The 26,221-nt window shown below is 46.7% G+C and carries 24 protein-coding genes and 1 tRNA gene; 11 read left to right on the forward strand and 14 right to left on the reverse strand.

The features are described from left to right. Positions 1–84: 84 nt before the first annotated feature. The 3 genes from AC2VDX_RS07290 to AC2VDX_RS07300 are packed head-to-tail and all read right to left on the reverse strand — an operon-like array spanning position 85 to position 1,897. Positions 85–921: an inositol monophosphatase family protein gene (locus AC2VDX_RS07290; protein WP_378177709.1), complete on the reverse strand. Its 837-nt coding sequence runs from the start codon at positions 919–921 to the stop codon at positions 85–87. 60 nt (positions 922–981) lie between these two features. Further along, on the reverse strand, positions 982–1,539 hold the full coding sequence (locus tag AC2VDX_RS07295) for a thermonuclease family protein (protein ID WP_378177706.1): 558 nt from the start codon (positions 1,537–1,539) through the stop codon (positions 982–984). Next, entirely contained in the window at positions 1,529–1,897 is a 369-nt protein-coding gene (locus AC2VDX_RS07300; protein WP_378177703.1) for a 2Fe-2S iron-sulfur cluster-binding protein, read from the reverse strand. The genes AC2VDX_RS07295 and AC2VDX_RS07300 overlap by 11 nt, the downstream gene beginning before the upstream one ends. Before the next feature lie 63 nt (positions 1,898–1,960). Here AC2VDX_RS07300 and AC2VDX_RS07305 point away from each other — a divergent pair. From AC2VDX_RS07305 to AC2VDX_RS07340, 8 genes are all read left to right on the forward strand, one after another. Next, a tRNA-Ser gene (locus AC2VDX_RS07305) sits at positions 1,961–2,047 on the forward strand. Next, the gene (locus AC2VDX_RS07310; protein WP_378177700.1) at positions 2,048–2,179 is read left to right on the forward strand and encodes a hypothetical protein; all 132 of its coding nucleotides are present in this window, start codon (positions 2,048–2,050) and stop codon (positions 2,177–2,179) included. Between the two features lie 48 nt (positions 2,180–2,227). Beyond that, a complete protein-coding gene (locus tag AC2VDX_RS07315) occupies positions 2,228–2,545 on the forward strand; it encodes a hypothetical protein (RefSeq protein WP_378177697.1) in 318 nt (105 codons plus the stop codon). Further along, entirely contained in the window at positions 2,542–2,907 is a 366-nt protein-coding gene (locus tag AC2VDX_RS07320; protein ID WP_378177694.1) for an aspartyl protease, read from the forward strand. The genes AC2VDX_RS07315 and AC2VDX_RS07320 overlap by 4 nt, the downstream gene beginning before the upstream one ends. A gap of 108 nt (positions 2,908–3,015) precedes the next feature. Further along, positions 3,016–3,333, forward strand: a complete 318-nt coding sequence (locus AC2VDX_RS07325; RefSeq protein ID WP_378177691.1) for a hypothetical protein — start codon at positions 3,016–3,018, stop codon at positions 3,331–3,333. After that, complete coding sequence (locus AC2VDX_RS07330; RefSeq protein WP_378177688.1) at positions 3,330–3,698, forward strand: aspartyl protease; 369 nt, start codon at positions 3,330–3,332, stop codon at positions 3,696–3,698. Before AC2VDX_RS07325 ends, AC2VDX_RS07330 begins: the two co-directional genes overlap by 4 nt. A 108-nt stretch (positions 3,699–3,806) precedes the next feature. Continuing rightward, complete coding sequence (locus AC2VDX_RS07335; RefSeq protein WP_378177685.1) at positions 3,807–4,124, forward strand: hypothetical protein; 318 nt, start codon at positions 3,807–3,809, stop codon at positions 4,122–4,124. Then, positions 4,121–4,432: a hypothetical protein gene (locus tag AC2VDX_RS07340; protein ID WP_378177683.1), complete on the forward strand. Its 312-nt coding sequence runs from the start codon at positions 4,121–4,123 to the stop codon at positions 4,430–4,432. Before AC2VDX_RS07335 ends, AC2VDX_RS07340 begins: the two co-directional genes overlap by 4 nt. A gap of 92 nt (positions 4,433–4,524) precedes the next feature. On the opposite strand, the gene AC2VDX_RS07345 is transcribed toward AC2VDX_RS07340, so the two are convergent. Beyond that, positions 4,525–6,276 (reverse strand): EamA family transporter, encoded by a 1,752-nt coding sequence (locus AC2VDX_RS07345; RefSeq protein ID WP_378177680.1) that lies wholly within the window; start codon positions 6,274–6,276, stop codon positions 4,525–4,527. 652 nt (positions 6,277–6,928) lie between these two features. Then, positions 6,929–8,272 carry an inorganic phosphate transporter gene (locus AC2VDX_RS07350; RefSeq protein ID WP_378177678.1) on the reverse strand — a complete coding sequence of 448 codons (1,344 nt, stop codon included), beginning with the start codon at positions 8,270–8,272 and terminating at the stop codon, positions 6,929–6,931. A gap of 241 nt (positions 8,273–8,513) precedes the next feature. Between AC2VDX_RS07350 and AC2VDX_RS07355 the strand changes: the two genes are divergently transcribed. Genes AC2VDX_RS07355 through AC2VDX_RS07365 form a run of 3 tightly spaced genes read left to right on the forward strand, consistent with a single transcriptional unit; the run spans position 8,514 to position 11,030 of the window. Continuing rightward, positions 8,514–9,914: a hypothetical protein gene (locus AC2VDX_RS07355; RefSeq protein ID WP_378177675.1), complete on the forward strand. Its 1,401-nt coding sequence runs from the start codon at positions 8,514–8,516 to the stop codon at positions 9,912–9,914. Between the two features lie 15 nt (positions 9,915–9,929). Then, the gene (locus AC2VDX_RS07360; RefSeq protein WP_378177672.1) at positions 9,930–10,334 is read left to right on the forward strand and encodes a hypothetical protein; all 405 of its coding nucleotides are present in this window, start codon (positions 9,930–9,932) and stop codon (positions 10,332–10,334) included. A gap of 54 nt (positions 10,335–10,388) precedes the next feature. Then, positions 10,389–11,030 carry a hypothetical protein gene (locus AC2VDX_RS07365; RefSeq protein ID WP_378177669.1) on the forward strand — a complete coding sequence of 214 codons (642 nt, stop codon included), beginning with the start codon at positions 10,389–10,391 and terminating at the stop codon, positions 11,028–11,030. A gap of 154 nt (positions 11,031–11,184) precedes the next feature. Here the strand turns inward: AC2VDX_RS07365 and AC2VDX_RS07370 are convergent, their stop codons facing one another. The 9 genes from AC2VDX_RS07370 to AC2VDX_RS07410 form a co-directional block, all read right to left on the reverse strand. Next, positions 11,185–11,658 (reverse strand): SMI1/KNR4 family protein, encoded by a 474-nt coding sequence (locus AC2VDX_RS07370; protein WP_378177666.1) that lies wholly within the window; start codon positions 11,656–11,658, stop codon positions 11,185–11,187. Between the two features lie 162 nt (positions 11,659–11,820). Continuing rightward, on the reverse strand, positions 11,821–12,231 hold the full coding sequence (locus AC2VDX_RS07375; protein WP_378177662.1) for a deaminase domain-containing protein: 411 nt from the start codon (positions 12,229–12,231) through the stop codon (positions 11,821–11,823). Between the two features lie 492 nt (positions 12,232–12,723). Continuing rightward, a complete protein-coding gene (locus AC2VDX_RS07380; RefSeq protein ID WP_378177659.1) occupies positions 12,724–13,599 on the reverse strand; it encodes a Uma2 family endonuclease in 876 nt (291 codons plus the stop codon). Between the two features lie 176 nt (positions 13,600–13,775). Beyond that, on the reverse strand, positions 13,776–14,336 hold the full coding sequence (locus tag AC2VDX_RS07385; RefSeq protein ID WP_378177656.1) for a chemotaxis protein CheW: 561 nt from the start codon (positions 14,334–14,336) through the stop codon (positions 13,776–13,778). Between the two features lie 108 nt (positions 14,337–14,444). Beyond that, a complete protein-coding gene (locus AC2VDX_RS07390; protein WP_378177653.1) occupies positions 14,445–18,095 on the reverse strand; it encodes a hybrid sensor histidine kinase/response regulator in 3,651 nt (1,216 codons plus the stop codon). A 211-nt stretch (positions 18,096–18,306) separates the two neighbouring features. After that, entirely contained in the window at positions 18,307–23,733 is a 5,427-nt protein-coding gene (locus AC2VDX_RS07395) for a GAF domain-containing protein (protein ID WP_378177650.1), read from the reverse strand. Positions 23,734–23,852: 119 nt separating this feature from the next. Next, positions 23,853–24,437 (reverse strand): chemotaxis protein CheW, encoded by a 585-nt coding sequence (locus AC2VDX_RS07400; RefSeq protein ID WP_378177647.1) that lies wholly within the window; start codon positions 24,435–24,437, stop codon positions 23,853–23,855. Positions 24,438–24,472: 35 nt separating this feature from the next. Then, entirely contained in the window at positions 24,473–24,838 is a 366-nt protein-coding gene (locus tag AC2VDX_RS07405) for a response regulator transcription factor (protein WP_378177644.1), read from the reverse strand. Positions 24,839–24,866: 28 nt separating this feature from the next. Further along, the gene (locus AC2VDX_RS07410; protein WP_378177641.1) at positions 24,867–26,084 is read right to left on the reverse strand and encodes a response regulator; all 1,218 of its coding nucleotides are present in this window, start codon (positions 26,082–26,084) and stop codon (positions 24,867–24,869) included. Between the last annotated feature and the right edge of the window lie 137 nt (positions 26,085–26,221).

Here is a 26,221-nt window from a genome sequence, read left to right on the forward strand (position 1 = left end):
CCGCTGTCCCACCATCAGAGCCGAGTATTGTTTCTAATATACTTCCCTTGCGAAAGCTATGTGTGACCTTGCTTACAGAGAAGCCTAATTTTCAGCACTTTGCCATCTACTTAGAGGTGTAATTTGCAAAAGTTCTTGACTGAGTTGTGAGTGCAGATAACCATTTGTCGCCAAAATCCGACCGGAATGAATCGCTAAAGGACTCCCATCGTAGGCGCTGACTTTGCCCCCGGCTTCCTCTACGATTACCACTCCGGCTGCCAGATCCCAAGGTTGTAAACCCCGTTCCCAGTAGCCATCCAGGCGTCCGCAGGCAACATGAACGAGATCGATGGATGCGGAACCGCTGCGCCTGACGCCCTGGGTGAGATGGGTAAGGTGACAAAATTCAGCGTAGTTATTGTCCGCTGTTTCGCGTCGATCGTAAGCAAAGCCGGTGACGAGCAAGCTTTTGCTCAACTCGGCTGTTTTGGAAACCCGGATACTCCGCCGGTTGCAAGTGGCTCCTAAGCCTTTGGCAGCGCGAAACAACTCATGATGAAATGGATCGTAAACGACACCGACTTGGGGAACTCCGTCAATCAGTAACCCGATTGAGGCGGAGAAAAAGGGATACTGATGAGCATAATTCGTGGTGCCATCCAGGGGATCGATTGCCCAGAGGTATTCGCTATTAGTATCTCCCAGTTGCCCGGATTCTTCTGCCAGGATTTGATGGTGGGGAAAATGGCGATTGATGACTGAAAGAATTGTGGCTTCGGCGGCTTTATCTGCTTCGGTTACGAGGTCGCCTGGGCGTCCTTTTTCTTCAACGGCTTCTAATTTGCCCCAGTAGCTTTGCAAGATGGCACCAGCAGCTAGCGCCGCCTCGGTGGCAATATCTAGAAAAATTTGCAGTTGGTCGGGGGTATGGCGAGTCATATTTTTAGCTAATGGCTAATGGCATTGAACAATGAACAATTAGCCATTCGCAATCAGCTGTTAACGATTTTGACGCCGAAACTCCGCTGGAGTCAAGCGCATGGGTTTTTCTGGGTTCCAAATGCCTTTGCCCATAATTCGAGCATATTCTTGAGCGGTGGTGAGCCGTTGGTCATATTTGTTGTTGAGCGATCGCGGCACAAACACATACCCTTCTACCACCATCTGCTCGTTCAGCAATACCCCATCTTTCCACACATAAGCTAACCGGCGCTCAAACTGGTCTTTGCTTGACCCATCCGACTCTAACAAAACGGATTGCCCACCAATCAACTGCTTGAGCCGCTCTTGAGCCGCCGCTCCCCAAGGCTGCTGTTTCATATCTGGTGCTTCGATTCCCAGCAGCCGCACTCGCTCTACCAAAGCCGATTGCTTGCTGGTATCCAGCACTTCCAGGGTTTGTCCGGTGACAACCCGCTCCACCTTTACGGTTGCGCCTGTCGGAACTTCTTTAGCTTGGCAACCCACCAAGAAAAGGCAAAAGGCAAAAGGCAAAAGGCAAAAGAGAAAATTCTTTTGCCTTTTTATTTTGCGCGATCGCCTTTCGTTAGTCTTCATCCAGAGGTAAACCGAAACGGACTTTGCCTTTGCCAAAATAGCGACCGAACTGGAGTTCGTAAACTTCATCCTCATCCTGAGTTTCCACTTCCAAGTCGGAGCGGGGATAGCTCACGCATAATAGAGCATAGCCTTTGTCGCGCAGTTGTGGAGAAAGCCCCATTGCTTCTGGCTGATGGATTTCCCCTGAGAGGACGCGCACGGCACAGGTGGTACAAGCGCCATTGCGACAGGAAAAAGGCAACTCGACGCTCTGATGCTCGACGCTAGATAGGATATAGCGATCGCTTGGCACCTGAAGGTCGTGATGAGTACCTGTATGGCGATTGTGTATGCGAATGGTGTAGTAATCAGTCATAAAAATAGTGTATTATTAAAAATCGCAGCTTTGAGTTGCACATTTCAAAATAAATAAGCCTCTGGAGAGGTGGCCGAGTGGTTGAAGGCGCAGCACTGGAAATGCTGTTTGGGGGCAACCTCAACGTGGGTTCGAATCCCACCCTCTCCGTTGAAAATCAAGACTACACAATGCTTTGAGACTAATCGCCCCAGAAGAATCTTCTGGGGCGATGGTTATTTTTGGCGATCGCCTGACTATCAGCGAGTGAATACACAGCGCGATCGCCTCGCCATCAAATAAACTTACAATCAAAAGTAAACTATTACTATTAAACAAGAAGAATATCGCATGACCCAACTATCTAATAATTGCACTCCCCGTCTTGGAAGGGTATTTCCAGAACGCCAACTATCTCCAGACGAAAAAGCCAAACTCAGGTCTGAAGACGAAGCCTTTTCTAAGCGTTGTCGCGAAATTTTTGACCGAGTGCAACCAGAGTTAATTAAGGAGCATTACGATTGGTTTATCATCATTGAGCCAGTCAGTGGGGACTATTTCATCGATCCCGATAAAACAGTTGCCAGGGCAAAGGCTCGTGAGAAGCATCCTGATAAAAAGCGCCTTATCATGTGCCTAAACGAAACGGGAACCTGTGGCAGAATATGATTTCAGGCGAGTTTAACAGTAGGGGCGAGTTATTCTTTGAAACCGGTTTAATGGCTGCTGATGGTGATATTATTCCAGTCAAGGCATTATTAGATACAGGATTCACTGGTTGGCTGGCAATTGATAACCAAGATGCCCTTAGTCTAGGGTGGGATCAAGAAGATGAGCCGCAGGAGATGCAGACGGCACAGGGGGACGCGCAGTTTAATCTATATGAAGGAACTGTGCTTCTGGATGGACAGGAGTTCGCAATTGAAGTATTGGGTGGAAATGGACTGGAAAATATTCTCTTAGGTGTACGTTGGCTTCAGACAAAGCGATTGTTAGTTGATTTTGCGGCGGGAGTATTGACGTTGGGGTAAGAGCGATCGCATCTGCAATTGACTAGAGGAGAAAGACGCGATCGCCTAGTTATTGAATACGCTTATAATAAAAAACAAACCATTAATATTAAACAGATATAAAATCATATGACTCAACTATCTAACAACCGCACACCGCGTCGGGGCAGAATATTTCCAGAACGCCAATTACCACCCGAAGAAAAAGCCAGACGTAAAGCTCTTGATGAAGCATTTTATCAGCGTTGTCGGGCGATTTTTGAACGAGTTCAACCAGAACTAATCAAAGATCACTACGACTGGTTTATCGTAATTGAGCCAGACAGCGGGGATTATGTCATCGATCCAGATGAAAAGGTTGCAAGGAAAAAAGCTCGCGAGAAACATCCTAATAAGATGCGCCTCATTGCCTGTATTAATGAAACTGGAACTTGCGGCAGAATATGATTTCAGGCGAGTTTAATCGTAGGGGCGAGTTATTCTTTGAAATTGGATTGATTGCATCTGATGGAGATGTGATTACAGTTAAGGCGCTCTTAGATACAGGTTTCACGGGTTGGCTGGCAGTTGACAACCAAGATGCCGAAAGTTTGGGCTGGGATATTGACAGTAATGAGCGCCGTGATATGCAGACTGCACGGGGAGTAGCACGGTTTAATCTTTATGATGGTAGCGTGCTTTTGGATGGACAAGAGTTCACAGTTGAAGTTTTGGGAGGGGATGAACTGGAAAACATTCTCTTGGGTGTACGTTGGCTTCAGACAAAGCGATTGTTAGTTGATTTTGCGGCGGGAGTGCTGACGTTGGGGTAAGAGCGATCGCGCTGCAATTTGACTATAGGAGAAAGACGCGATCGCCTAGTTATTGAATACGCTTATAATAAAAAACAAACCATTAATATTAAACAGATATAAAATCATATGACTCAACTATCTAACAACCGCACACCGCGTCGGGGCAGAATATTTCCAGAACGCCAACTATCTGAGGAAGAAAAAGCCAGACGTAAAGCTCTTGATGAAGCATTTTATCAGCGTTGTCGGGCGATTTTTGAACGAGTCCGCCCTGAATTTATCGAAAATTACTACGGCTGGTTTATAGTTATTGAGCCAAACAGCGAGGATTATATTATTGATCCTGATAGAGATGCTGCTTTGATAAAATCTCGTCAAAAATTTCCCCAAGGAAGACTGATTATCTTCTGTTTGAATGAGACAGGAGTCTGCGGCAGTATATGATTCAAGGCGAGTTTGGCAGCAAGGGTCAGCTACTAGTTGCGATTGATTTGATTGATGTTGAAGGAGAGCCTATTCAGGTCGATGCACTACTAGATACAGGATTTACCGAGTGGGTGGCAATTAATAACCAAGATATAGAATCATTCGTCCACAAATTTTACGGTTTATACGGATGGACGAGGCTCTACCATCCTCTGTGTCTTTGTTCTAGTGTTTGTACATTCTTATACTACTGGGAGAGTGACAAAACAGGGTTAAAGGCGATCGCATCTATATTTCACCGATTTGTATCTAAATTTTATATCTAGCGATCGCGCCTTTTGCATAAATTAGAACTCTCCATAAAAAATAGGGTGAGCATTGCCCACCCTACGACGAATAAATTAACTAAAAGGAGCGTTTATTTTGCGGGTTGCGCCTTGTTTTGAACCAGCAGGCGCTCAAAACTTAGGGAAAATACTCCCAACGTCACCAGTACGATGCCGAAAATTGATATGGGCTGTAAAGCATTCTGAGCGCTGGGAATAATCAAAAATGCCAAAACTGCTGTTAACACAGGACCACTAGAGGCGATGATCGAGGCTCGTGCGGCACCCAAGAAGCGAACGCCAAAGTTATTTAACAAATAGCCCGCTAGAGTCAATATTCCCAAGACAACGCCGCTGATAATCAAACCCAGCCGCTTATCGGGGATGACCTGAACAGCTAAGTTTTCTGGTAGTGGCAACATCAGACTGATGCTAGCCAGGACAAAGATGGTTGTAAACTGAACCAAGCTGACGGGGACGGGGTGAAGCTTTTGAAAGCCAAGCTGCATAAAAATCAGGTAGAAGGCAAACGCGATTCCTGAGGCGGCGGCGGTGCCAACTCCCACCCCGGAAATGCTCGCCATCCCACTATTAACCGCTGGGAAGATTTTAGGCCAAGCCGCGAGGATAACACCCAAGGAAATCGCGCACATCACTCCAACGCGCAGGAAGGTGGGGCGATCGCCAAAGAACAGCCACGCCAGCGGGACTGTAATAATTGGATACATAAACAGAATTGTCACTGCAACCCCTGGGCCAATTTGCGGGATGGCGATATAAATCAGCACTTGCGACAAAAACAGAAAGAAGCCACTCCCGACTACAGTCAAAAGCCCGCGCCTGTCTGGATCTAATAAAAACTTCTTGATGTCCCTCCATACGTTGGGATAGAGAATGATGGCGAGTAATGCCATCAAAGGCAGCACCACCATCATGCGGAACCACAAAATTAACAGCGAGTTGCCCAAACCCAGCTTGATGAATCCTCCCAAGGGAAACAAGTTAAAGATTTGGCTTTCTCTGCCGATGATCTGGACAACAACGTTGTGAACCGACAGCGCCACTGTGGAAATTAGAATCAACAATAAACCTAACTGACCTTGGGAGCTTGGTTTAGCTTGGCTTGGTAGAGGTAGCGGTGCAGCCGGAACCGCGAACGGGATCTCATTCGCTTCTGGCGGCTGTTTGCGATCGCTATAAGCTTGTCCTCCAACCTCTGATGATGGCTCTACTAATGGCAGCGCACCGCTTTCTGCTTGCAGTTGTTCGTGCAGGCGATTGACAAGAGTTTCTAAAATTGCTTCTCCTTGTTGCTCCAAGCTGTGCATCCGCGACAGCTGCTGGGAGAACGAACTTTGATAGCTGCTAATGTCTTGTTGCAGTGTTTTGAAAGTCGTTCTCAGGGTTGTATCCAAGGAAGAGAGAATTCGGTAGGCACTGTCGTTGTAGTCATTTGCCGAGGGTGGCAAATTGGCACTGCTAGTGCCACTCAGCGGGCGATAGGAGTTGCCTGGTTGCTGGGACAGTCGCTGCATCAGCAGGTCTTGCAGGTGTTCGGCGATCGCTTGGGTGAGTTGCCCGACTAAATATTGCTGCTGATCGATTTGTTCTTGAGGCAGAGGGCTTTGGGACGAGGGTAATTGCTGACGCTGAGCTTGTAAATTGTTGATCTCATCGACCAACCGGGATTTTTCAGCCTGGAGCCGCTCAACGTCTTGATTCAACTGGACGATGAGATTTTGCTTCAGGTTCTCAAGTTCCTGCGTCATCGCCCTCAAAAGAGCCTCTGCTGCCGTAGCATTTCCGGTGTTGTGGTTTTCCGGTAGATTGTCCAGTTGCCCCATTAGCGTATAACCTCGGTGCGATTGGCTATAACGAAGTGTGATTGTAACTTAGTCTACTTAAGCCTTGTTAGTATTTCTGATATTTTGGCAGATCCACTTCAGCAATGGATGTGATTTGGCTCAAATGGGTATTGTTTCTCAGATGAATGATCGGGTTTGATTTTTTGGCATTAATCCTGACAGATTATTCCAAAATTCTGGTGATTTTTAAGAGATTTTTCTGGTGAATTTAATTTTGTTCTAGAGCTGTTGAATCTTGCAGTCACTGCAAGAACAGCCACTTTGACACCATCCTCCAGCAACACATTGAAGAACCAAGAGGCAGTTTCTTCTTCCCCGCAAACTAGAGACTTTATGGGGGGTTTAGACAACTTTTGCCAGAAGTCTAGTGTTTTGATCCCCAAATCTCCGACAAAAGAGGGCAAAAAAGCTCGCGCCACGTTTATAAGCAGAGGTTCGAGCGCGTGCAACACGCGGATGAAACAGCGCCGTGTCCCCCTGCCAGAAAGCCAATTGATCGCTGGCATTTAGGATCGAGTTTTTGGACGCAAACGCATTTTCCGCAACTGGGCAGCAGATGCCGCCTAGAAACTCCTTCCAGAAAGAGTGTATCCCAATCGGGCAACTGGAGAGGGGATGTAAAGTTTTAAATTTAACCAATCAAGTGGAAAATTCCGAATTGTCCCCCTAGCTGACGGGTAACTAGAAAGATAATTGCCCCCAAACCCGCACTAATGGGAAGGGTAATTAGCCAAGCCAGTCCAATCGATTGCAGGGTTTGGAAGCGGATGGATTTCCAGTCTTTAACTGCACCAACGCCAACCACAGCACCGACAAGGGCGTGGGAGGTGGAGACAGGCAAGCCCAGCCGGGAAGCAAGCAAGATGGTAGTGGCGGTTGCGAGTTCGGCGCAGAAGCCACCGCTCGGCTGGAGGGCAATAATGCCTTCTCCAATCGTCGCAATGACTTTTTTGCCCCAGACGGCAAGACCGGCAACGATACCGGCACCGCCCAATACTAGAATCCAGAGGGGAATGCTAAAGCCAGTGATGGGAACGGAACCTGTACGATTAATATAGACGATCGCAGCTAAGGGAGCGATCGCGTTGCCAACATCATTGGAACCGTGGGCAAAGGCAACGAAGCAGGCACTTAATAGCTGAAACCGTGCTAGCTGGCGCTCAATGGGATTTTGGATTTTAGATTTGGAATTTGGGATTTCGCTGTCCTGCTGATTGGCTCCAGCGATAAGCCTTGTGTCTACAAGCTGCTCCTCTGCTTCCTCCTGGGCTAATTGTCGCCAGATGAACCAGGTGAGGGCAACAGAGGCGATCGCGCCAATCAAGAGGGGGATATCGTGGGCAGGGAGGTTGATGCCGAAACTATCTGTCAGCCAAGTGTCTATTGGTTGACTCACAGAGGGTAGAACAATCACCCCAAAGACGCCCAACAACGTCGCACTCAACCAGGGAATCCACTCGCGCAGTTGAAAAAGTGGATTGGGTTGATCGAGAATCCAACGCTTGACAACGCTGTAGAATAACGCGGCAATCGTGCCACTGATTACCGGCGTTATCACCCAGGCGAAGCTGATTAGACCAATTAATGACCAATCGATGGCACCGACACCCGCAGCCACCCAACTAAAACCGGCGATCGCGCCGACTACCGCATGAGATGATGCGACTGGCAAGCCTTTACTTGTGGCAATTTGCAGCCAGACGCCACAGGCTATCAGCACCGAAACCATGCCAATCAGTAGCATCTGAGGTGCGGCAGCGAACAGTTCTGGATTGACAACCCCGGTTGCCAGCGTCTCCGATACGGAACGACCAAACACCACCGCACCTGTAAATTCTAAAACCCCGGCAATGACCAATGCCTGCCGCAGGGTGACAGCCTTCGATCCCACCGACGTTCCCATCGAGTTAGCAACGTCGTTTGCGCCCAGATTCCAGGCAACGTAGAAAGCTAGCAGGGCGACAAAAACAATCATGTCGTAAATATAGATATCGACACGGCTAGTTTAGCCGGTGAAGGATCGCTGAAAACAGGCAACGCTTCAGGTTGTGGATAGTAGATCGGAATTTGAAGCGACAATTTTTACTCTGATCGAGGCAAAATTTGTGTCATTATCGCTGCGGATAAACGCGCCCAACTCTGTATAAGTATCTATTCAACTATTTGGGAAGACCGACTTCTCGATTCGAGCGGTGTGAGTTTAGTAGGGCTAATTTATGCGTTTTCCTAGTGTTGCTGTTTGTACTTTAGCTGCTTTTGTGGCTGGAGGGATGACAGCCCAAGCAAGTGAAAGTCCGAGTTCCGAAGGTTCTCCCCAGGAAGCCGTGACCGATGATGGGAGTGTTGGCACCCCGATGGTGACTCCCAGGAGTATGGCAGCGATCGCGGCACCAGAAATACAACAAGAACCACTATTGATATCCAGGCAGGAAGTTCTGCGATCGCCTTCTCAGAATGCCCCAGGATTAGCTGCAAGGCAACTTCCGGCATTGACAGCCGCCCCCCAAACCGATTTGGCAGAAATCCCAGAAGCTGCGGCGCTTCCCCCAAATAACATCCTCACAGAGTTATCAACAGCTTCTGATGTTAACCAGCCTGCATCCGATGAGTCCGCGAGGAAAGCTTCTGACTTAGCTTCCTTCCGAAATGGGGAAACCGTTAACGAAGTGGCTGTGAATGAACGAACGATACCCAGTGGAGATGCATTCACATTCAAGGCTGAAGCACTCCGCCCAGATCCGGCGATCGCTCACTCGTCAACGGCTACAACCAGCCAGTTAATCGCAAAGACGGAACCGAAAGCCGGAAATACCTGTGCCTCGCAAAGAAACAAGAACGTTAAATCCTTAGATGATGCAACTTATCAGGTTGCACAAGAAGTAACCACACCGGCTACAGAACGCTGTCCGAGTCCGGAACCTGTTGCGCCGCTAGCGTTGCCAGCACCCATCGAGGAATTTGAATCTTCGCCAGCCCTGAGCATTTATATCCCAGTTGGCTATGGTGCAGATAGAAACACCGCCTTTATCAGTGGCACCTATCAACCCACCGTGCGAGAAGATAGCGGTTCTGTGGGCGCTGCGGGGATAGGCATCGGGTTAGGCAATGCCGATAAAGCCGTGGGCGTAGAACTATCCTACGCCTTAGCGACAAATGACAGCTTCGGCGAAGGTGGCTTTAATGGCAAGCTGCATCGTCGATTTGGGGGAGATGTATCCGCAGCATTAGGCTGGAATGGCTTTTTAAATATTGGTCGCAACGACTTTGAACAATCCAAATATGGAGTTGTTACCAAAGTATTCCGAACGCGAGAATCTCTCAATGATGCTTTCAGTCGCGTTGCTTTTACGGTTGGTGTCGGCGATGGACAGTTCCGTTCCGACGGTGCGGTTGATGCTGGTGAAAACAATATCAACGTGTTTGGAAATTTGGCAGTTCGAGTTGTTCGACCTGTTAGTTTGATTGCGGAATGGACAGGACAGGACTTAGCATTAGGTCTTTCCATTGCTCCCTTCAAAAACTTTCCTTTTGTGATTACTCCAGCCTTACGCGACGTTGCGGGTGCGGGTGACGGCTCTCGATTTGTATTAGGTGTTGGGACAGCATTGAAGTTTTAAGGAGGAGTACCCCAAATGCACACCATAAAATCTCTGGGTTGGGTTGTTGGTTTATCAATTGTGGCGCTGGGTATTGCTGCGCCTGCTAGAGCCGACCGTAGTTATTCTGACATCACGGGAACTAATATCTGGAACAACACGGCACCCGTCTTTGATACTGATGACAAGTTAGATCCGGAACTAACTGCAAATATTACTCGGCTCAACCAAGAGTCAGAAGCAGCTTTTCAAGCCTGCGGGGCAGCCCTGACGGAGCAAACTCCCTCTGTCCGCCGGTTTACTCGACAGCCTCAAACACCACCCCCGGTTCCCCAGGCGTGTCAGCGGCTAGAGGAGTTAAGGACAGAAGTAGAAAATTTGAGAACTACTTTGCAGCAAAAAGACATTTCCAGAGCCAACTCCGGTTTGCGGACTTGGTAGAGGTTCGGTTGTCAGTTGCACAGTCATTCTAGTGTGAGCAGGAGCAAGAATACGATGAGGCAGATGAAGCGTAAAAACGGTAGAACCGCCAGGTTCAAGTGGCTACTGGGAGCGATCGCCGCTGGGTTTGTGGGTGCTTTGGCAACGCCCGTTCACGCTGAAGATGTGTTTGGAGAAGCTGTCCAGTTCCCGGTGGATACGACGATTGAATTTGAATTCAAAGAGTCCCACGGAGCTTATCGATCAACGCTTGGCGTTGTCAATTTAGATACGGGTGAACAGACAGTGCTGTTTCAGGAAGTCAAACCCTATGACGGCTTCGGAAGCGAACAGCCTCAGCCTTCCTCGCCCGGTCAAAATAATATTGGCACGGCAATCGATTTTCTGGGGACAGTTGATGGGGGAGCCGTAGAAAACCGACTCAGCGAATATACTTTTAAGGCGAATACCCGGTATGCTTTCTACCTGGAATCTGTTAGCCCTACGGGTCAAACTCGACGCAGCGTCAGATCCACTAGCAACTTGGCAGCTGCGTTTAATGGCAGTTTGGATGGTGGCACGAACGAAGAAATTACTGGCGTTCGCATCGCTTGGGATGATACAGGACTACCCCAACCTGGAAAAGATGAGGATTTCGATGACTTCGTGATTGAGGCGGGAGGGTTCCCACCTGTTCCCTGTCCGCCAATCCGCTAATCGCAATTTCATTATTTTGATCCCCCAGCCCCCCTGAAAAAGAGGGGTAACAGTTGGGGGATTTTGTTTTGAGTAGATTATCAATTAACGAGAGCGATAGCGAAGCGCCGACCTGTCGGTTCGCGCTTTTATAGAGATGGGGATGCGATCGCTCTTATCTATTAACAGATGAATAGAGATACCGAGCGTGAATTTCCGCCTCTGTAGCCAGAAAGTCACTAAATCTTTCATGGCTTCTAATGAAAGAAGTTTGATTTGTTCCTTCGCAGTAGGAGTAAGTCGGCGGATTGTCTCCTTCCGAAAGTCTGAAAAAGCTGAACTGATACCCCTGGTGCATTGAGAAAACAAAGGTATCTTCTGGCAGAGATTCGCAAAAGTTATTTTCCTCTAATAACTCAATTGCCCACTTTTGCAGGTAGGGCAGATGTTCAAAGAAACAGTCCGAACCCCGTAAAAATTTACCTGCACCATACCCCATAGATAAGAGAAATTCCCGATAGGCTTTTGGTAGGGAAATCCCCAACTGCCGCTCAAGCTCAATTACTTCATCTTGGGTACAGCCCACCTGTTCATCTGGCGATGCGATTTTTAGTTCTATCAGTTGTTTTTTTACCTTATCTAGGTACATGGCTATTAACTCTTTGAAGCCTCGCATTTATAATATTAATATCTTTTACTGTTAATCACTCATTACTAAAATTGGGGAAGTAGGAAGGTGGTGCGGGGACATCAAGCCATTACCCCCTCCCCCGTCCCCCTAATAATAAGTGTTCAACCGGAAACGATATAATTAACCATAGTTAACCGTCAGGATAATGTTTGGGAACCGCCTGCGAAATTGCTGAATAACATTGCTACAGGAATCACAGGGCGGTCGTTCTGTGAACAGATTGATAATGCCTTCAACTTCTGGAGTCTGAGCATATCGGGATGCCAGTTCCTCAAGAAGTTTGTATTCACTATCATAGCCTCGTGAATGTCCAGGCGGGACTTCAAAAGTTTCAAATAAAGGCTCCTGAAGTAAACCAACGGTTCCTGAACGATTAGATTGACCGCTAATAGCTATCAGTTCGCCACTGTCACCGTCAATCTGGAAGTCAGCAAAGGCAATATTTTTGAACGGCGACACCTTTAACTGTTGCCGAACTTGATCAACTCGATTGAGTGATTCTGCCGGATTGGCATTATCACTGTCTTCCATATCTTTAAACGGCTCTCTAAATTGAATAGCAGAGCTTTTATGGCTTAGGTTTCCCATTATTATTTCTAGGTAATTAATATAGTAAATAAAAATATATATAGCAGTCCTAAATGATTCGTGAAGGCAAGATCCCCGACTTATTAGAGAAGTCGGGGATCTGAACCGCTGGCATCTCACAATTCAAATAGGATTACTATATATATATTATCTTTTAAAGTTAAAATTGTCAACCTATTTATAAAATTTCAGTCGCGCTCGCATAGGAGAATGTCAGGTGGTAAGTGAAATCGCGCCCAAAAGCCTTGCCAATTAACGATTTGCCCTAAAGTCGTGGCGGCGATTGCCTTCACTTCACCATTCAATAATGATGGTTTTTGTCAAGCGCGATCGCGCTCATTCTGCTAATAGATTGATAGATGTATTTATCTGAATTAAAAAAGCGATCGCATCTCCTATTTCCGCCTCAATTGAAGCGCGATCTCTAACTGCTACCTATTCCAACTGATCTGGATCGATATTCAACTCGCGTAGTTTTGCTGCTAGCCGTTCAGCGCGTTGCTGGGCGGCGGCGGCTTCCGCTTGGGCGGCGGCGACTTCCGCTTGGGCGGCGGCGACTTCCGCTTGGGCGGCGGCGACTTCCTGCTGGACAGCTACAACTTCCTGCTGGGCGACGGCGGCTTGTTGCTGGGCTTCTTCACCCGGAGTTAGAATTAACTCTGCGGATGCTGTAAACCACCTTAACCAAGTTCGTTCAATATTTTCATAACTACCTTGCCACAAACCTAAACTTAGCTCTAACTGAGGAATTAACAAACGTCCATCAGTCAATTCTGTTCGTTCGTAAGCACCAGCCACCAGACGAAATGCTTGCATCTCATTTGTATAGCCGCTGAAAACAATGTAGTAAGGAACCCTCAGAATCTGCTCGTAAACTTGCCATTTAGTGGGTGGTTTTCCTCTCTCGGAAACAGTGCGCCCTAAGTCTTCATCCTCAGTGCTTGGTGACAATAACTCAACGACAACAAACGGACTGGCTTGTTCTTGCCATAGAACATAGCTTAAGCGCAATTTGTCACCATCGTAGAGTCTGGGAACTCCCAAAACGGCAAACCAATCTGGGCGTTTATACCAATTGGGATGGCGAAGCTCGTAATAAATATTCAGATCGGCACCGATGAAAATTTCCTCTGGAGTAAAGTTAGCTGGCTTGAAAGTTTGTCGTAACAGCGACGGCTGATATCCGTGATATTCGTCTGGCAAACCAGGTTCCTCTGGATCTTCGCTAGGTAAATCGTACATCGTCGGCAATGTCAGCCTGGGTGAAAGAGGCGGATCGGTTTGAGGGGGTAGGCGACTTGTGTTAGTCATGGTTCTCTCTTGGGCATATAACTTTAACTTAAATATGCCACAAAGCTAATATTTTTACCCTTAATTTGGGGCGCGATCGCTCTCATCTTCTAATTGATAAGTAGATATATTTAGCTGAATTCCCAAAGCGATCCAGATGAGCTAGCGATCGCCTTTATAGGATAATAAACATAGTATTATTGATGTTGCCGATCTGTCTCCTCGTCCGTACCAGGTGGCAGGGCGAAATTGCCCCAATAAAGTTTCGTTGTCGTATCAATATCTAGCAGAAATAAGGTTAGAGAAGTTTCTGGTTGAGAAATGACAGCAACGTGACTGGCTATCCCCAGCGTGTTAGCGTGACGAAAGGATTCGGGTAAGACTCGGATAGTGGATAAGGGTACATCTATCAAAGCGGGAACGGTTTCTACGGAGATACCATACAATTCGCTTTCTGTATTTTGAATAACGATCAGGTAGGCTCCCTGAAGGTTTTCGTGGGTTGGATTGGATGGAAATAACCGCTGCTGTAGATCCAAAACGGTTACTTCGCGATCGCCTACATGAGCAATTCCTACCCCATTCAGTCCGCTTCCATAAATCTGGGTAGAATTCAACACTTTGTAGATAGATTCAATCCGCAAACCCAAGTTTAAGCTACCAATGCTAAAGACAAGCACTTTGATAGCGGGTACAGCAGCGGAAACATCTAACCGATCAAAATCCGGGGGAGTTGAGTTGATTAAAGTACTGTTCATGCCTTTTTTTCATGGGAAAGTAAGATTCATCCCTCCCCATTCACGGAGAGGGTTGAGGTGGGGTTCTGAACTGAAATTGATGTTTTTAAAAACATTGAGATGCTCCCATTATGATGAGCCAAGAACGGCAGTTGCTCCTAAAGATTCACTTTTGTCAAAGAGGGCTTTGAGTGCTGCTAAAAATTCTTGCTCTAAGTAAGGTTTGCTAAAGTAAGCACTGGCTCCCAAGTGAGTTGCTAATTGTCGATGTTTTTCACTACTGCGGGAAGTAAGCATCGCTACGGGTATTTTCGATAGCTGCGGATCTTGACGACGATGGTTGAGAAATTCAAAGCCATTTAGGTTAGGCATTTCCACATCGCAAACCACCATTTGAATGTTGGAATTTTGCTGTAACTGTTCGATGGCTTCCCGCCCATCTCTTGCTTGTAAGACGCGGTATCCTGCTTTTTGTAGTGTTAAAGCTAAAGTTTGTCGTAGGGTGATCGAGTCATCTACGATTAATATTAAAGGCGATTTGGCAGCGATCGCTAATACTTTAGTTTTGTCAATTAATGCAGTTTTGATGGGAGAAGCAGTTGGCAGATCGGTGAAAGTAGTTGTAGCGATCGCGTTCTTACTTTGCCCCATCATCTGGCTGAGAAGCATTGCACCATCAATCACCGGAATCAGGCTCCCATCTCCTAAAATAGTGCAACCGTAAATATAACTTGGCGGCGCGATCGCAGCACCAAAGGGTTTAATCACCAATTCTTGCTCTGTGACCAAGCGATCGATTTCTAAGGCAAGAATTTGGTTATCTCGGCGGATTAGCAGCATCGGCGGTGCCCAATCTTCGGGAGTAGGAACGGCGACTAAAGCTTGGCTGGGAATTGATTCGGGCAACGGACAACTATAGTCTAGTAATTCTGATAAGTGATAGACAGGAACGATTCGCTTGCGCCAGTGCAAGAATCTCTGTTTTCCAGAGTGCTTCATCTGGTCAGCTTTCGGAATTACGATTTCTTCAATGCTGTCAGCGGGGAAGGCATAAGCGGCGGAACCGACCAAGCAGACGAGTAATTTGGCAATCGTCAACGTCAGCGGGATGCGTAACGTAAAGGTGGTACCTCGTCCGGGAGTGGTGGTGACGGTGATGGTGCCTTTGAGCGATCGCAACTGCGATCGCGCCACATCTAATCCCACACCTCGACCAGACAGTTCGCTGACTTGAGCCGCAGTAGAAAATCCTGGCTCAAATAGCAAATCTAAAAGTCGAGTTGTTGGAGTTGTAGCCACTTGTTCTGGTGAAATCAACCCTAACTCTAGCGCTTTCAAACGGATGCGTTCTAAGTTGGCTCCTTGACCGTCATCCCGCACTTCAATAATCGTGTGACTTCCCTGATGATAAGCCTGAATTTCAATCTGACCTCGCTCCGGTTTCCCTTGCTGACGGCGTATTTCTGGTGGCTCAATGCCATGATCGAAGGCATTTCGGAGCAAGTGCAGTAAAGGGTCGTTGAGTTTTTCTAAAGCTGCTTTATCAACTAAAACTCCCGTCCCACTTAATTTCAGATCGACTGGCTTTTTGTATTTTGTGGAAAGGTCGCGCAATACTCTAGGAAAACGACTCAACACTTCGCGCAGGGGAAGCATCCGCGCCCACATCAAATCATCCCGCAAGTGGGCGATCATTTGACGTTGACCTTCTAGAGTTTGGCTTGACTGTCCAGCTAAGTGTGCCACATCCCCGACGATTTCTTCGAGTTGCACCATTTCTTCAAGACTTTCTTGCAGCATTGAGTGTAATTCTCCATAGCTGTCCATCTCTAGGGAGTCAAAAGAAGAAATTAGGGGTGTATAGTTACTGGAAGAAAGGGTATTTGGCTCTACATTTTCTCCGATTCCAGACGCGGTGAATCGCCTTTCTACACCCGGTTTTCCTGCTCTTTGAGATGCGATTTGTAAGTCTGGCGAAGTAGAATGGCGTTCTGGAGCCACTATCATTTGGTCTGATAAATCGCGCAGATGATTGGCGATTTCCTGAAATTTAGCAAACCGCCGCAGCAGTTCTTGCACAGTTGCTTGCAGTTGTTCGTTTTGTAGGGAAAGACCATTTCGGTTAATGGCAAGTTCCCCCACCAAATTATTCATTCGTTCCAGTCGATCTAGGTCAACTCGAACAGAAAGTTGGGGAGTAGAATTGGTAGTAGCTATGGTTTCTTTTTTGTCTTTGGCAACAGGCGATTTAGCTAGTCTGGAGGCTTTAGACGCTGGTTTTTCGCTTTCACTCTGAATTATCTGAGGCGAATTTTCTTTGTTTCTTATATTGACAGGAAGCTCGGTTACGGAAGGCAAACTGTCAAATACTTGCTCAATTTTCTGAACGATTTCTTGAATATTCTCTGGCGATTTTGTTTCAATTAATTCTGAATGCTGTTTTGGAGTTAGCGGTAAAAATTCTTCAGAAACTAGCTCTAATTCAGGAATTTCCTGAATGATTCCAATCGGCTCCGATACCTCAAAAGAGGATAAGTTTTCAATTTCTAAAGCTGGCGATGAGACAAAGCTACCAAAAATATCATCTAGAGAAGGAGTGGTAGTTAGTATCTCTTCTTGATTCAATAACTCAATTTGTGGATCTTCCTTGGCTGCGGGTAGTGCCGGAAGTTTGAGTCCATCAAAAGAGGAAAAGTTAGCAATTTCTGTTGTTTTCTGATTTGAGTTAGAATCAGGAAAAATTTCATCCAGACAAGAAATTGAAGTGAGTTCCTCTTCTTGGTAAATTAACTTAGTTTCAGGAATTTCTTCAGCTGCGAATAGTGCCGAAACGTCTAGGAAATCTTCATTTATTTCAGATGTGAGGACAGAGCTACCAAAAATATCATCAATAGAAGAAAAGGAGAACGCTGATTCCTCTTCATCTTCAGTCAGTAGCTCTAATTCGGAAGCCGGTTCTATGACTGTAACTGCTGCTACGGGCGTTTGAACCGAAGAAGGAGCGGCAAGTTTTGTTAAAGCGGGGGATGTCGATCCGCCAAGCGAGCGATCGCCTGCGAGTACGCCTTTCCTCCCTGCCAGAAAATCAACTAATGCCAGTTTAGCAATCTGCAAGGCTTGTTCGGGATGAGCATCAAGAGCCACCAAAGTAGTTTGAGCGATCGCTCCAAATCCTGGCAAATTTAATAATTCTGCGATGCCAATAAATACATCGGCGAGTGCCCGCAATTCTCCGGCTACTTGATTGCTTTCAGGATGGGCTAAAACATTGGTGAGACGCTCTAGTTCCTGCGCCACGTCCACTTCAAATATCGATAAGGTTATATCGATTCCCAATTCTACCGAGTTGGGTAAAACTTCCTCTCCGGTGAGGAAATCTCCTAATTGCGCCTCAATTTTAGCAAACACGGGTTCTGCGATCGCCATTGCCTGTTCTGCGTTGAAATGACCCGCCATAATCTGCTCCATTAAAGGGAGGCGAAGACAATCATAAGCTTGCAGCAACAAGCTTTCTAGTTCGGCATCAATCTCTAACTCTTTGTTGTGGAGCGCCTTAAAGATATCTTCGAGGCGGTGAGCGATCATTTTGATCGTTTCCAGTCCCACGCAAGCAGATCCCCCTTTAATCGAGTGAGCCGCACGCATGAGACTGTGAACTTTAGCGGTAGTCCGCTCTGTCTTAAGCGTCAGCAGTTCCGATTCGATGACCTGCAACAGCTCTGGAGCTTCTTGAATGAAGAACTGATAGGCTTGGTCGCGGATATCAGAGTCGAGCGCCATAATACTAAATTGGTAATTGGTAATTGGTAATTGATAATTGGGGAAAAGGCGTATGGGGATTGGTAATTGGTAATTGATAATTGGGGAAAAGGGGTTTGGTAATTGATAATTGGTTGGATTCTTACCCCTTCCCATTACCGATTACCCATTACCGATTACCCATTACCGATTACCCATTACCGATTACCCATTACCCATTACCGATTACCCATTAGCTGACTTTAAATTGCCCCACGTTTGCTTGCAGTTCTTGCGCCAACGCTAGCAATTCCTTAAAGGATGCCGATACATCAGTGGCTCCCGTTGAGGTTTTAGTGGCGATCGCTGCCACGTCGGTCATGGTTTTGGTGACTGCATCGGAAGCTTTGGATTGCACGACAGCCGCTTGGGCGATCGCTTCCACCAAGGCGCTGATCTGGGCGCTGGCAGTCGTAATTTTGTTCAGGCTTTGGCGGGTTTCATCCACCAGTTTCGTACCTGTGACGACCTGCTCGGTGCCTGCTTCCATCGCCGCTACCACCTCATTGGTTTCTGCTTGAATGCCTGCAACCAGCTTTTCGATTTCCGCCGTTGCTGCCGCCGATTGCCGCGCCAGCGATCGCACTTCATCCGCAACTACGGCGAAGCCTCGACCCTCTTCCCCAGCGCGTGCCGCCTCAATTGAAGCATTTAGCGCCAACAAGTTAGTTTGAGCAGCAAATGTGCCAATCAGGTTCACCACTTTGGAAATCTTTTGCGAAGATTCGCCCAAACGCTTGACTTTTTTGGAGGTTTCTGCAACCGTCTCCCGAATCGCTAGAATCCCGTCCACCGTGCGGTTCATGGCAGCATCACCCTCCTTCACAATCTGCGTCGCTTGTTGAACCGCAGCTTCCGCTTGTTCGGCATTGGCAGCAACCGCTCGAATCGAAGTGGACATTTCCTGAATTTGATCCAGCGCCGCTAAAATTTCCTCCGATTGCCGTAAAGCTTCTGCCGATAGCTCTTGGACAGAGACTTCATTGCTGCTGGTGGTTGCCGCCACTTGTTTGGCGGCAGTTTGCACCTGGCTGACAATTTTCCGCAAGCTACCGATCGTGGCATTGTAGGAGTCAGCAATCGTGCCGATTTCATCCTCAGTCACTTGCGCCCGAATGGTGAGGTCTCCTTTACTGACGGGATCGACTTCCAGCAGCAGTTCCAGCGCTCGTTTTTGGAGGGCTTCCTTGGCTGACCTTTGCTGTTCGGCATTTGCAGATTGTTGGCGGGTCGCTTCCTCTTGCGCTGCCAGCAAAGTTTGAATCTGTTCCAGCAGCGTCGCTTGGTTGAGGGCAATCCCCACTTGAGTTGCCAACTGGATGAATAAATCGATTTCACCCTTCTGCCAAATCCGAGTCCCCGAACATTGATGAGCAATCATCAAGCCGAATAGCTGGTTATCTACCACGATGGGCACGACCAAGTTGGCTTTGACTTGAAAGCGCTCCAACATCTTAATGTGACACTCGTTCAGACCCGCTTGATAAATATCGTCAATCGCACGAATGCGCCCTTTGTTGTAGCTTCCCCCTTGGGTCTCTTTCAAGCAGGTATCTTCGATTCTGACCCCTTGAGTTGGCATCCAACCCGTCGCCACAGATTCTGCAATTACCATCCCATCCCAGCTCGCATCGAAGCGATAGACGATCAAGCGATCCGTTTTAAATGCGCGTCGCACCTCTTGGACTGCTGTATTAAGAATGTCTTCCAGCTTCAGAGTTTCCCGGATGCGGAGGGTAATCATTGACAAAAGTTGCGATCTCGTGGCTTGAGCTTCTTTCTGTTCCAGATAGCTGATGCGGTCTATCGCCAAACCAACTTGATTGGACAACTGCGTGCAGATAGCGACTTCAGACTGCTGCCAAGTCCGAGGGGTTGAACACTGCTGGATACACATTAAGCCCAGTAATTTATCACCGCTGACAATCGGGGCGATGACATTGGCTTTGATTTTTAATCGCTCGTACAACTCAACGTGACAAGGGGCGAGATTCGCTTGATAGATGTCATCGATAACAAACACGCGACCTTTGCGGTACAACTCCACCCCCGCCTCTGAGTCGGTGAAATAGGTATCTGCCACTTTCATGTTCATGCAGGTCGGTAATCCGGGCGTCACCGCTTCCGCAACAACATCTCCACTCCAATCTGGGTTGAAGCGATACAAAAACACCCGTTCTGCATTTAGGATTTGTTGAGCGCCAACCACTGCTTTCTCGAAAACCTCTTTAACATCGAGAGATTCACGAGCGCTGTTGGCAATATCTGCAAACAGTTGTGTCAAATTGGCTTCGACTTCTCGCTGTTTTGTTTCCGCTTCCTTCTGTTTGAGGAAACTGATCCGGTCTAAAGCTAAGCCGACTTGAGTAGACAACTGCGAGCAAAAATCGACTTCATACTGCTGCCAAGTCCGAGGATTAGAACACTGCTGCGTACACATCAAACCCAGTAATCTGTCACCGCTGACAATCGGGGTAATCACATTGGCTTTGATTTTTAATCGCTCGTACAACTCAATGTGACAACCTGTAAGATTGGCTTGATAGATGTCATTAATGACAAATACGCGACCCTTACGATACTTTTCTACCCCCACATCCGAGTCGGTGAAGTAGGTATCGGTAACGGTCATTTTTAGGCACGAAGGCAAGCCTGCCGTCACCGCTTCCGCAACAACATCTCCACTCCAATCCGGGTTAAAGCGATACAAAAACACCCGTTCTGCATTCAGGATTTGTTGAGCGCCAACAACAGCTTTCTCAAATATTTCCTTGACATCTAGCGACTCACGAGCGCTAGTAGCAATATCGGCACACAACTGAATGCGTTTGGCTTCAACTTCTTGCTGTTTTGCTTCAGCTTCCTTCTGTTCTAAGAAACTTATTCTGTCTAGAGCTAAGCCGACTTGAGTAGACAACTGCGAGCAAAAATCGACTTCATACTGCTGCCAAGTCCGAGGATTTGAACACTGCTGCGTACACAGCAAGCCCAATAATTTATCACCGCTGACAATCGGGGTAATCACATTGGCTTTAATTTTTAATCGCTCATACAACTCAACGTGGCAATAAGTCAAACCAGCTTGGTAAATATCATTGATGACAAATACGCGACCATTGCGATATCGTTCTACCCCCACATTCGAGTCGGTGAAGTAAGTATCGGTAACGGTCATTTTTAGGCAGGAAGGCCAACCGGGTGCAACTGATTCGGCGACTACATCCCCACTCCAATCCGGGTTAAAGCGATACAAAAACACCCGTTCTGAATTCAGGATTTGTTGAGCGCCAACAACGGCTTTCTCAAATATTTCCTTGACATCTAGCGACTCACGAGCGCTAGTAGCAATATCGGCACACAACTGAATGCGTTTGGCTTCAACTTCTTGCTGTTTTGCTTCAGCTTCCTTCTGTTCTAAGAAACTTATTCTGTCTAGAGCTAAGCCGACTTGAGTAGACAACTGCGAGCAAAAATCGACTTCATACTGCTGCCAAGTCCGAGAATTTGAACACTGCTGCGTACACAGCAAACCCAGCAATCTGTCACCGCTGACAATCGGGGTAATCACATTGGCTTTGATTTTTAATCGTTCATACAACTCAATGTGACAACCCGTAAGATTGGCTTTGTAGATGTCATTGATGACAAACACGCGACCATTGCGGTATCGTTCTACCCCCGTTGGAGAGTCGGTGAAGTAGGTGTCCGTGACGGTCATTTTTAAGCAGGAAGGCCAACCTGGTGCAATTGATTCGGCGACTACATCTCCACTCCAATCTGGGTTGAAGCGATACAAAAACACCCGTTCAGCTTTGAGGATTTGTTGAGTTCCTTGAACTGCTTTCTCAAAAATTTCTTTGACATCTAACGATTCCCTGGCGCTGGTGGCAATATCGGCACACAACTGTAATCGCTTGGCTTCAACTTCTTGTTGTTTAGCTTCAACTTCCCGCTTTTGCAAATAGCCAATCCGGTCTATCGCTAGACCTAATTGAGTGGAAACTTGGGTGCAGAAATCGACTTCAGACTGCTGCCAAGTCCGGGGTGTTGAACACTGTTGCGTACACATCAAGCCGAGTAGTTTGTCGCCGCTAATCAGCGGGGTAATTACATTGGCTTTGATTTTTAATCGCTCATACAACTCAAGGTGACAAGGGGTGAGATTGGCTTTGTAGATGTCATCAATGACAAACACGCGACCCTTCCGATATAGTTCTACTCCCACCTTTGAAGATGTGAAGTAGGTATCAGCCACCTTGATTTTCATGCAGGTTGGCAATCCGGGCGCAACGGCTTCGGCAACAACATAGCCACTCCAGTCAGGGTTGAAGCGATAGATGAATACTCGTTCTGCGTTCAGGATTTGTTGAGTGCCTTGAACTGCTTTCTTGAATACTTCGTGAGTATCTAGAGATTCCCTGGCACTGGTAGCAATATCGGCACACAGTTGTAATCGCTTTCCTTCAACTTCTTGTTTGTTTAACAAGTCTTTAACTCGGGCCACCAAGTTATTAAAGCTGACAGCTAGAGTTTGGGTTTCAGTAGTACCGCGAGGTTCAACGTAGGCATCCAAATTTCCGGCAGCAACCTGCTCTGATGTACCCGTCAATTCTTTCAAAGGAGCGGACCAGCGGCGTGCTAAACTCACCACAATACCTGCACCTACGGCTCCCAAGGAAAGAAAAATTAGGATAAAAATTAGTCCATGCTCATTTCCGGCGGCAGCAATTTCAGAAAGGTCAATTGAGCTGACACTGACCAAATCGATGCCGGGAACTGCGGCAAGGCTATATTTTCTGCCGTCCCGATCGAAGGAGGTACTCAGAACTAATTGTCCCTGTTTGTGAACGTAAGGGATAATGGTGAGTCCCTGGAGCGAACCTGTAGTTGCAACGTAGCTTGGCTTTTTCCCTGGGGTGGGGTTTTCCCTAAAATTAGCCTTTTGTACTTCGAGTTCTGCTAATAGAGCCGTTGCTTTTTGTAAAATCGGATCGCCACCCAGCACTTCTGTCTGAGCGATCGCGCCATTAGATGTAATGGTACTAATAACGGCTTTGCTGACTGGAGCCAAAATCTGAATTTTTTCAGAGTTACTCAGTCCCACATGATCCAACGGCACCGCCAAATCGTCAAAGTTGGCAGCACGAGCAACATTAATAGTTAAGGGATTTTCTGCCAAAGACGACGAAACTCTTAAAGCATCCTTGACTTTTGTGCCAGCCAAATCGGAGGATAGCATCGCGTCATTCCATAATTTCGCCTCCGTGCGCCCAGCTGCTTGATAATTGGTAATCGCCCAGCTCACCATACCAGCGATCGCTAGCGGTGCTAGTACCACAGGTAAGATTGTTCTCAACAATTGGCTGCGGAGCGTGCGGCTTTTGGGTACATTCAGTTGTGGCGACGGCGGGTTAAGGTTGCCTTGCTCTGTTTGCTCTAGTTGACCTTTAACCTTGTTCTCTACCTTTTGCTCAAGATTTTGAGAGCCGTTTAAATCTTGTTGGTTAGGAATGAGCTTAAGAGGAGGGGGTTGATGGCTAACACTTGTCTTTCGACCCCTGAGGCGACGCTTAATATTGGCTTTTGTTGTATTGGATTGAGGATCGGAAGGTGTCTTCATAGCTTTAACTTTGCTAAAGGTAGATGAGTGTGGCGAGTTGAATTGATTAAGGGATATAGAGGTTAAAAAAAATGAAATTCCAGACTGAAAGAAAGAAATCTGGATATTCAAACAGCCATTCAAACTTCTGGCTTAGGCATTTCAGCCATGATGGATTCTCCCTCTAGAACCACCAGTATTTCACCATTTGATTTCAGCCAATATCCACGTAAAAATGGCACCAGTTCCGGGGTGACAAATGATTGTGGGGGAGATTGAATTAAATCTGGAGCGCAACTTTCGATGTCTTCCACTCGATTCACAACCAATCCCAGCATCTTTTTTCCTGTGATTTGGCTACCAGTTCGCTGTTTGCCAAGGATTTGCTGTTCCCCATGAATCACAATGACTGTGTAGGTTGCTCGGTTAATTGCCTGTAAGTATAAGGGAGTAAGCCCTACCAAATGACCGAGATCCGCTATCCATAAAATCTCACCGCGCCAGTTATAAACTCCCATCACCCAAGCTGGCATATGAGGAATGGGGACAATTTGACCAACTGGAATTGTCAGCACCTCTGTCATCTGATGCATGGGGAATAGTGCGGTAATGTCAGGAAAAAGATGAAACCGCAAAAATTGCTCTCCCACTACTGCTTTATGTTCTGCGGTTGGAGTTTCAAATTGTTCAATTAAAGTTTTTCCAGACACAAATTCAGATTCCATTGCTTATCTCTTGACGGTGCTGACGAAGATTTTCCCTAACCTTTAATTAATTGATTAACAGTACGCAGTAGTTCCTCTTGATCGACTGGCTTGGGAATGTAGGCATCTGCTCCTTGTTTCATGCCCCAAAATTTATCCAAATCAGTGCCTTTTGTGGAACACATCACGACTGGAATTTTGCTAGTTTCTGCATCTGCTTTGAGTTCGCGGCAGAGTTCAAAGCCGCTACGACCGGGCAATACAACGTCTAGAATGATTACATCAGGTTTATGATTACTGATTTTTTCTAAGGCTTCTTCTCCGGTATTTGCTGTTAAAACATTTAATCCACCTCGCCGCAAGCAGCTAGCAAAAGTTTCCCTTTCAGTTAAAGTATCTTCAACGATTAAAGCAGTATGCATTGTATTAACCTCCTAGGAAAAACAAAAATCAACTAACCACGAGGGAACTGTTTTTGAGGTGCTTGAGGTACTTGTTTGTTACCGCTAGTACCTTTTCTGCATTGACGGGTTTCCCCATGAAATCTGAAGCTCCGACAACCTTAGCCCGGACTCGGTCAATGATACCGTCATTTCCCGTCAAGATAATAATCGGGGTGTCTCGGAAAGCAGAAACTTTACGCAATTGGGTACAAATTTCATAGCCGTTAGTATTGGGCATTACCAAGTCTAAAAAGATGATGTGGGGTTTGCGGTTTAATAAAGTGGCGATCGCTCGCATCGAATCTGGTATTGCCAAAAATTGATACCCGGCTGACGTAAGGATCTTTTCCATGTTTTTGCAAACCAACGGACTGTCATCCACACAAGCAATCAGCGGTTTCCGAGTCGCCACTTGAGCGGGTGTTATGCCTGAAGAAGTCGGAGGATTTTTAACAGGTAATCCTGAAGAAGTCGGAGCCAGCGGATTTGCTAAATCAGAAATATCACTTAACTCTACTAATCCAGTTTCAATGTAAGGCAATAGGGAACGGGTTACTTCCGCAACATTGCGCTTAGTTTGAACTGCAATATCTCGCAAGGTTCTTTGCCCATCTAATAACAATGTCAGAGATTTATAAACGGTAGGCGATGTTTTTTGCTGGAGTTGTTCTGGTTGCTTGATCGACGGCGCTCGATTGGGAAGCACATCAGAAATTTTGGCGATTTTCCAGGCTTGCCAAATTTCTTGAGTTTTAGCGATCGCTTGTTCGGCATCAATCAATAATAATTGGGGAGCTAAGGGATTTTCTTGCTTGATTTGTAACGCTTTTGGTATCTCTTGAGTGATATCAAACAATACTTCAATAACGATACCTTGAATCATTTTTACAACTTGTTCGCGGGTAATTCGTTGTTGCTTTAACCATAAACACAACAAATAATATTCCCAAGAAGTCTTGCCAGCTTCAGAAGAAAATTTAGAAATATCAGCCGGTAAGTTTAGCTGATTCAGGCTAACATTAGAACAATGAATTCCTAAATGTCTTTGCCACCTTCTAACTGGATGAGTTCCTCCAGTCGCGTACAAAATCCGCCCCAGGTAGAAGTAAAGAGTCCACTCTTGCCCCAAAGTACCTTTCAGGAACAGCCGCCCACTAAAGCGAGCTTGCTTCAAAGCAGTCAGCTTGCTAGCAAAAGCAGTAATCGTCATAGGTTGGGCGGTCATAATTCTGATTCCTTCTTGCAAAAGTTCGCTTTACTTTAGCGAAAACTGGAGTTTACATTTATAAATAGTTTTTATAAAAAAGCCTATTAATTTAATTAATAACACTATATAGAAATAACAAGTCTCAGTATTTTCAC

Source organism: Coleofasciculus sp. H7-1, assembly GCF_057473865.1.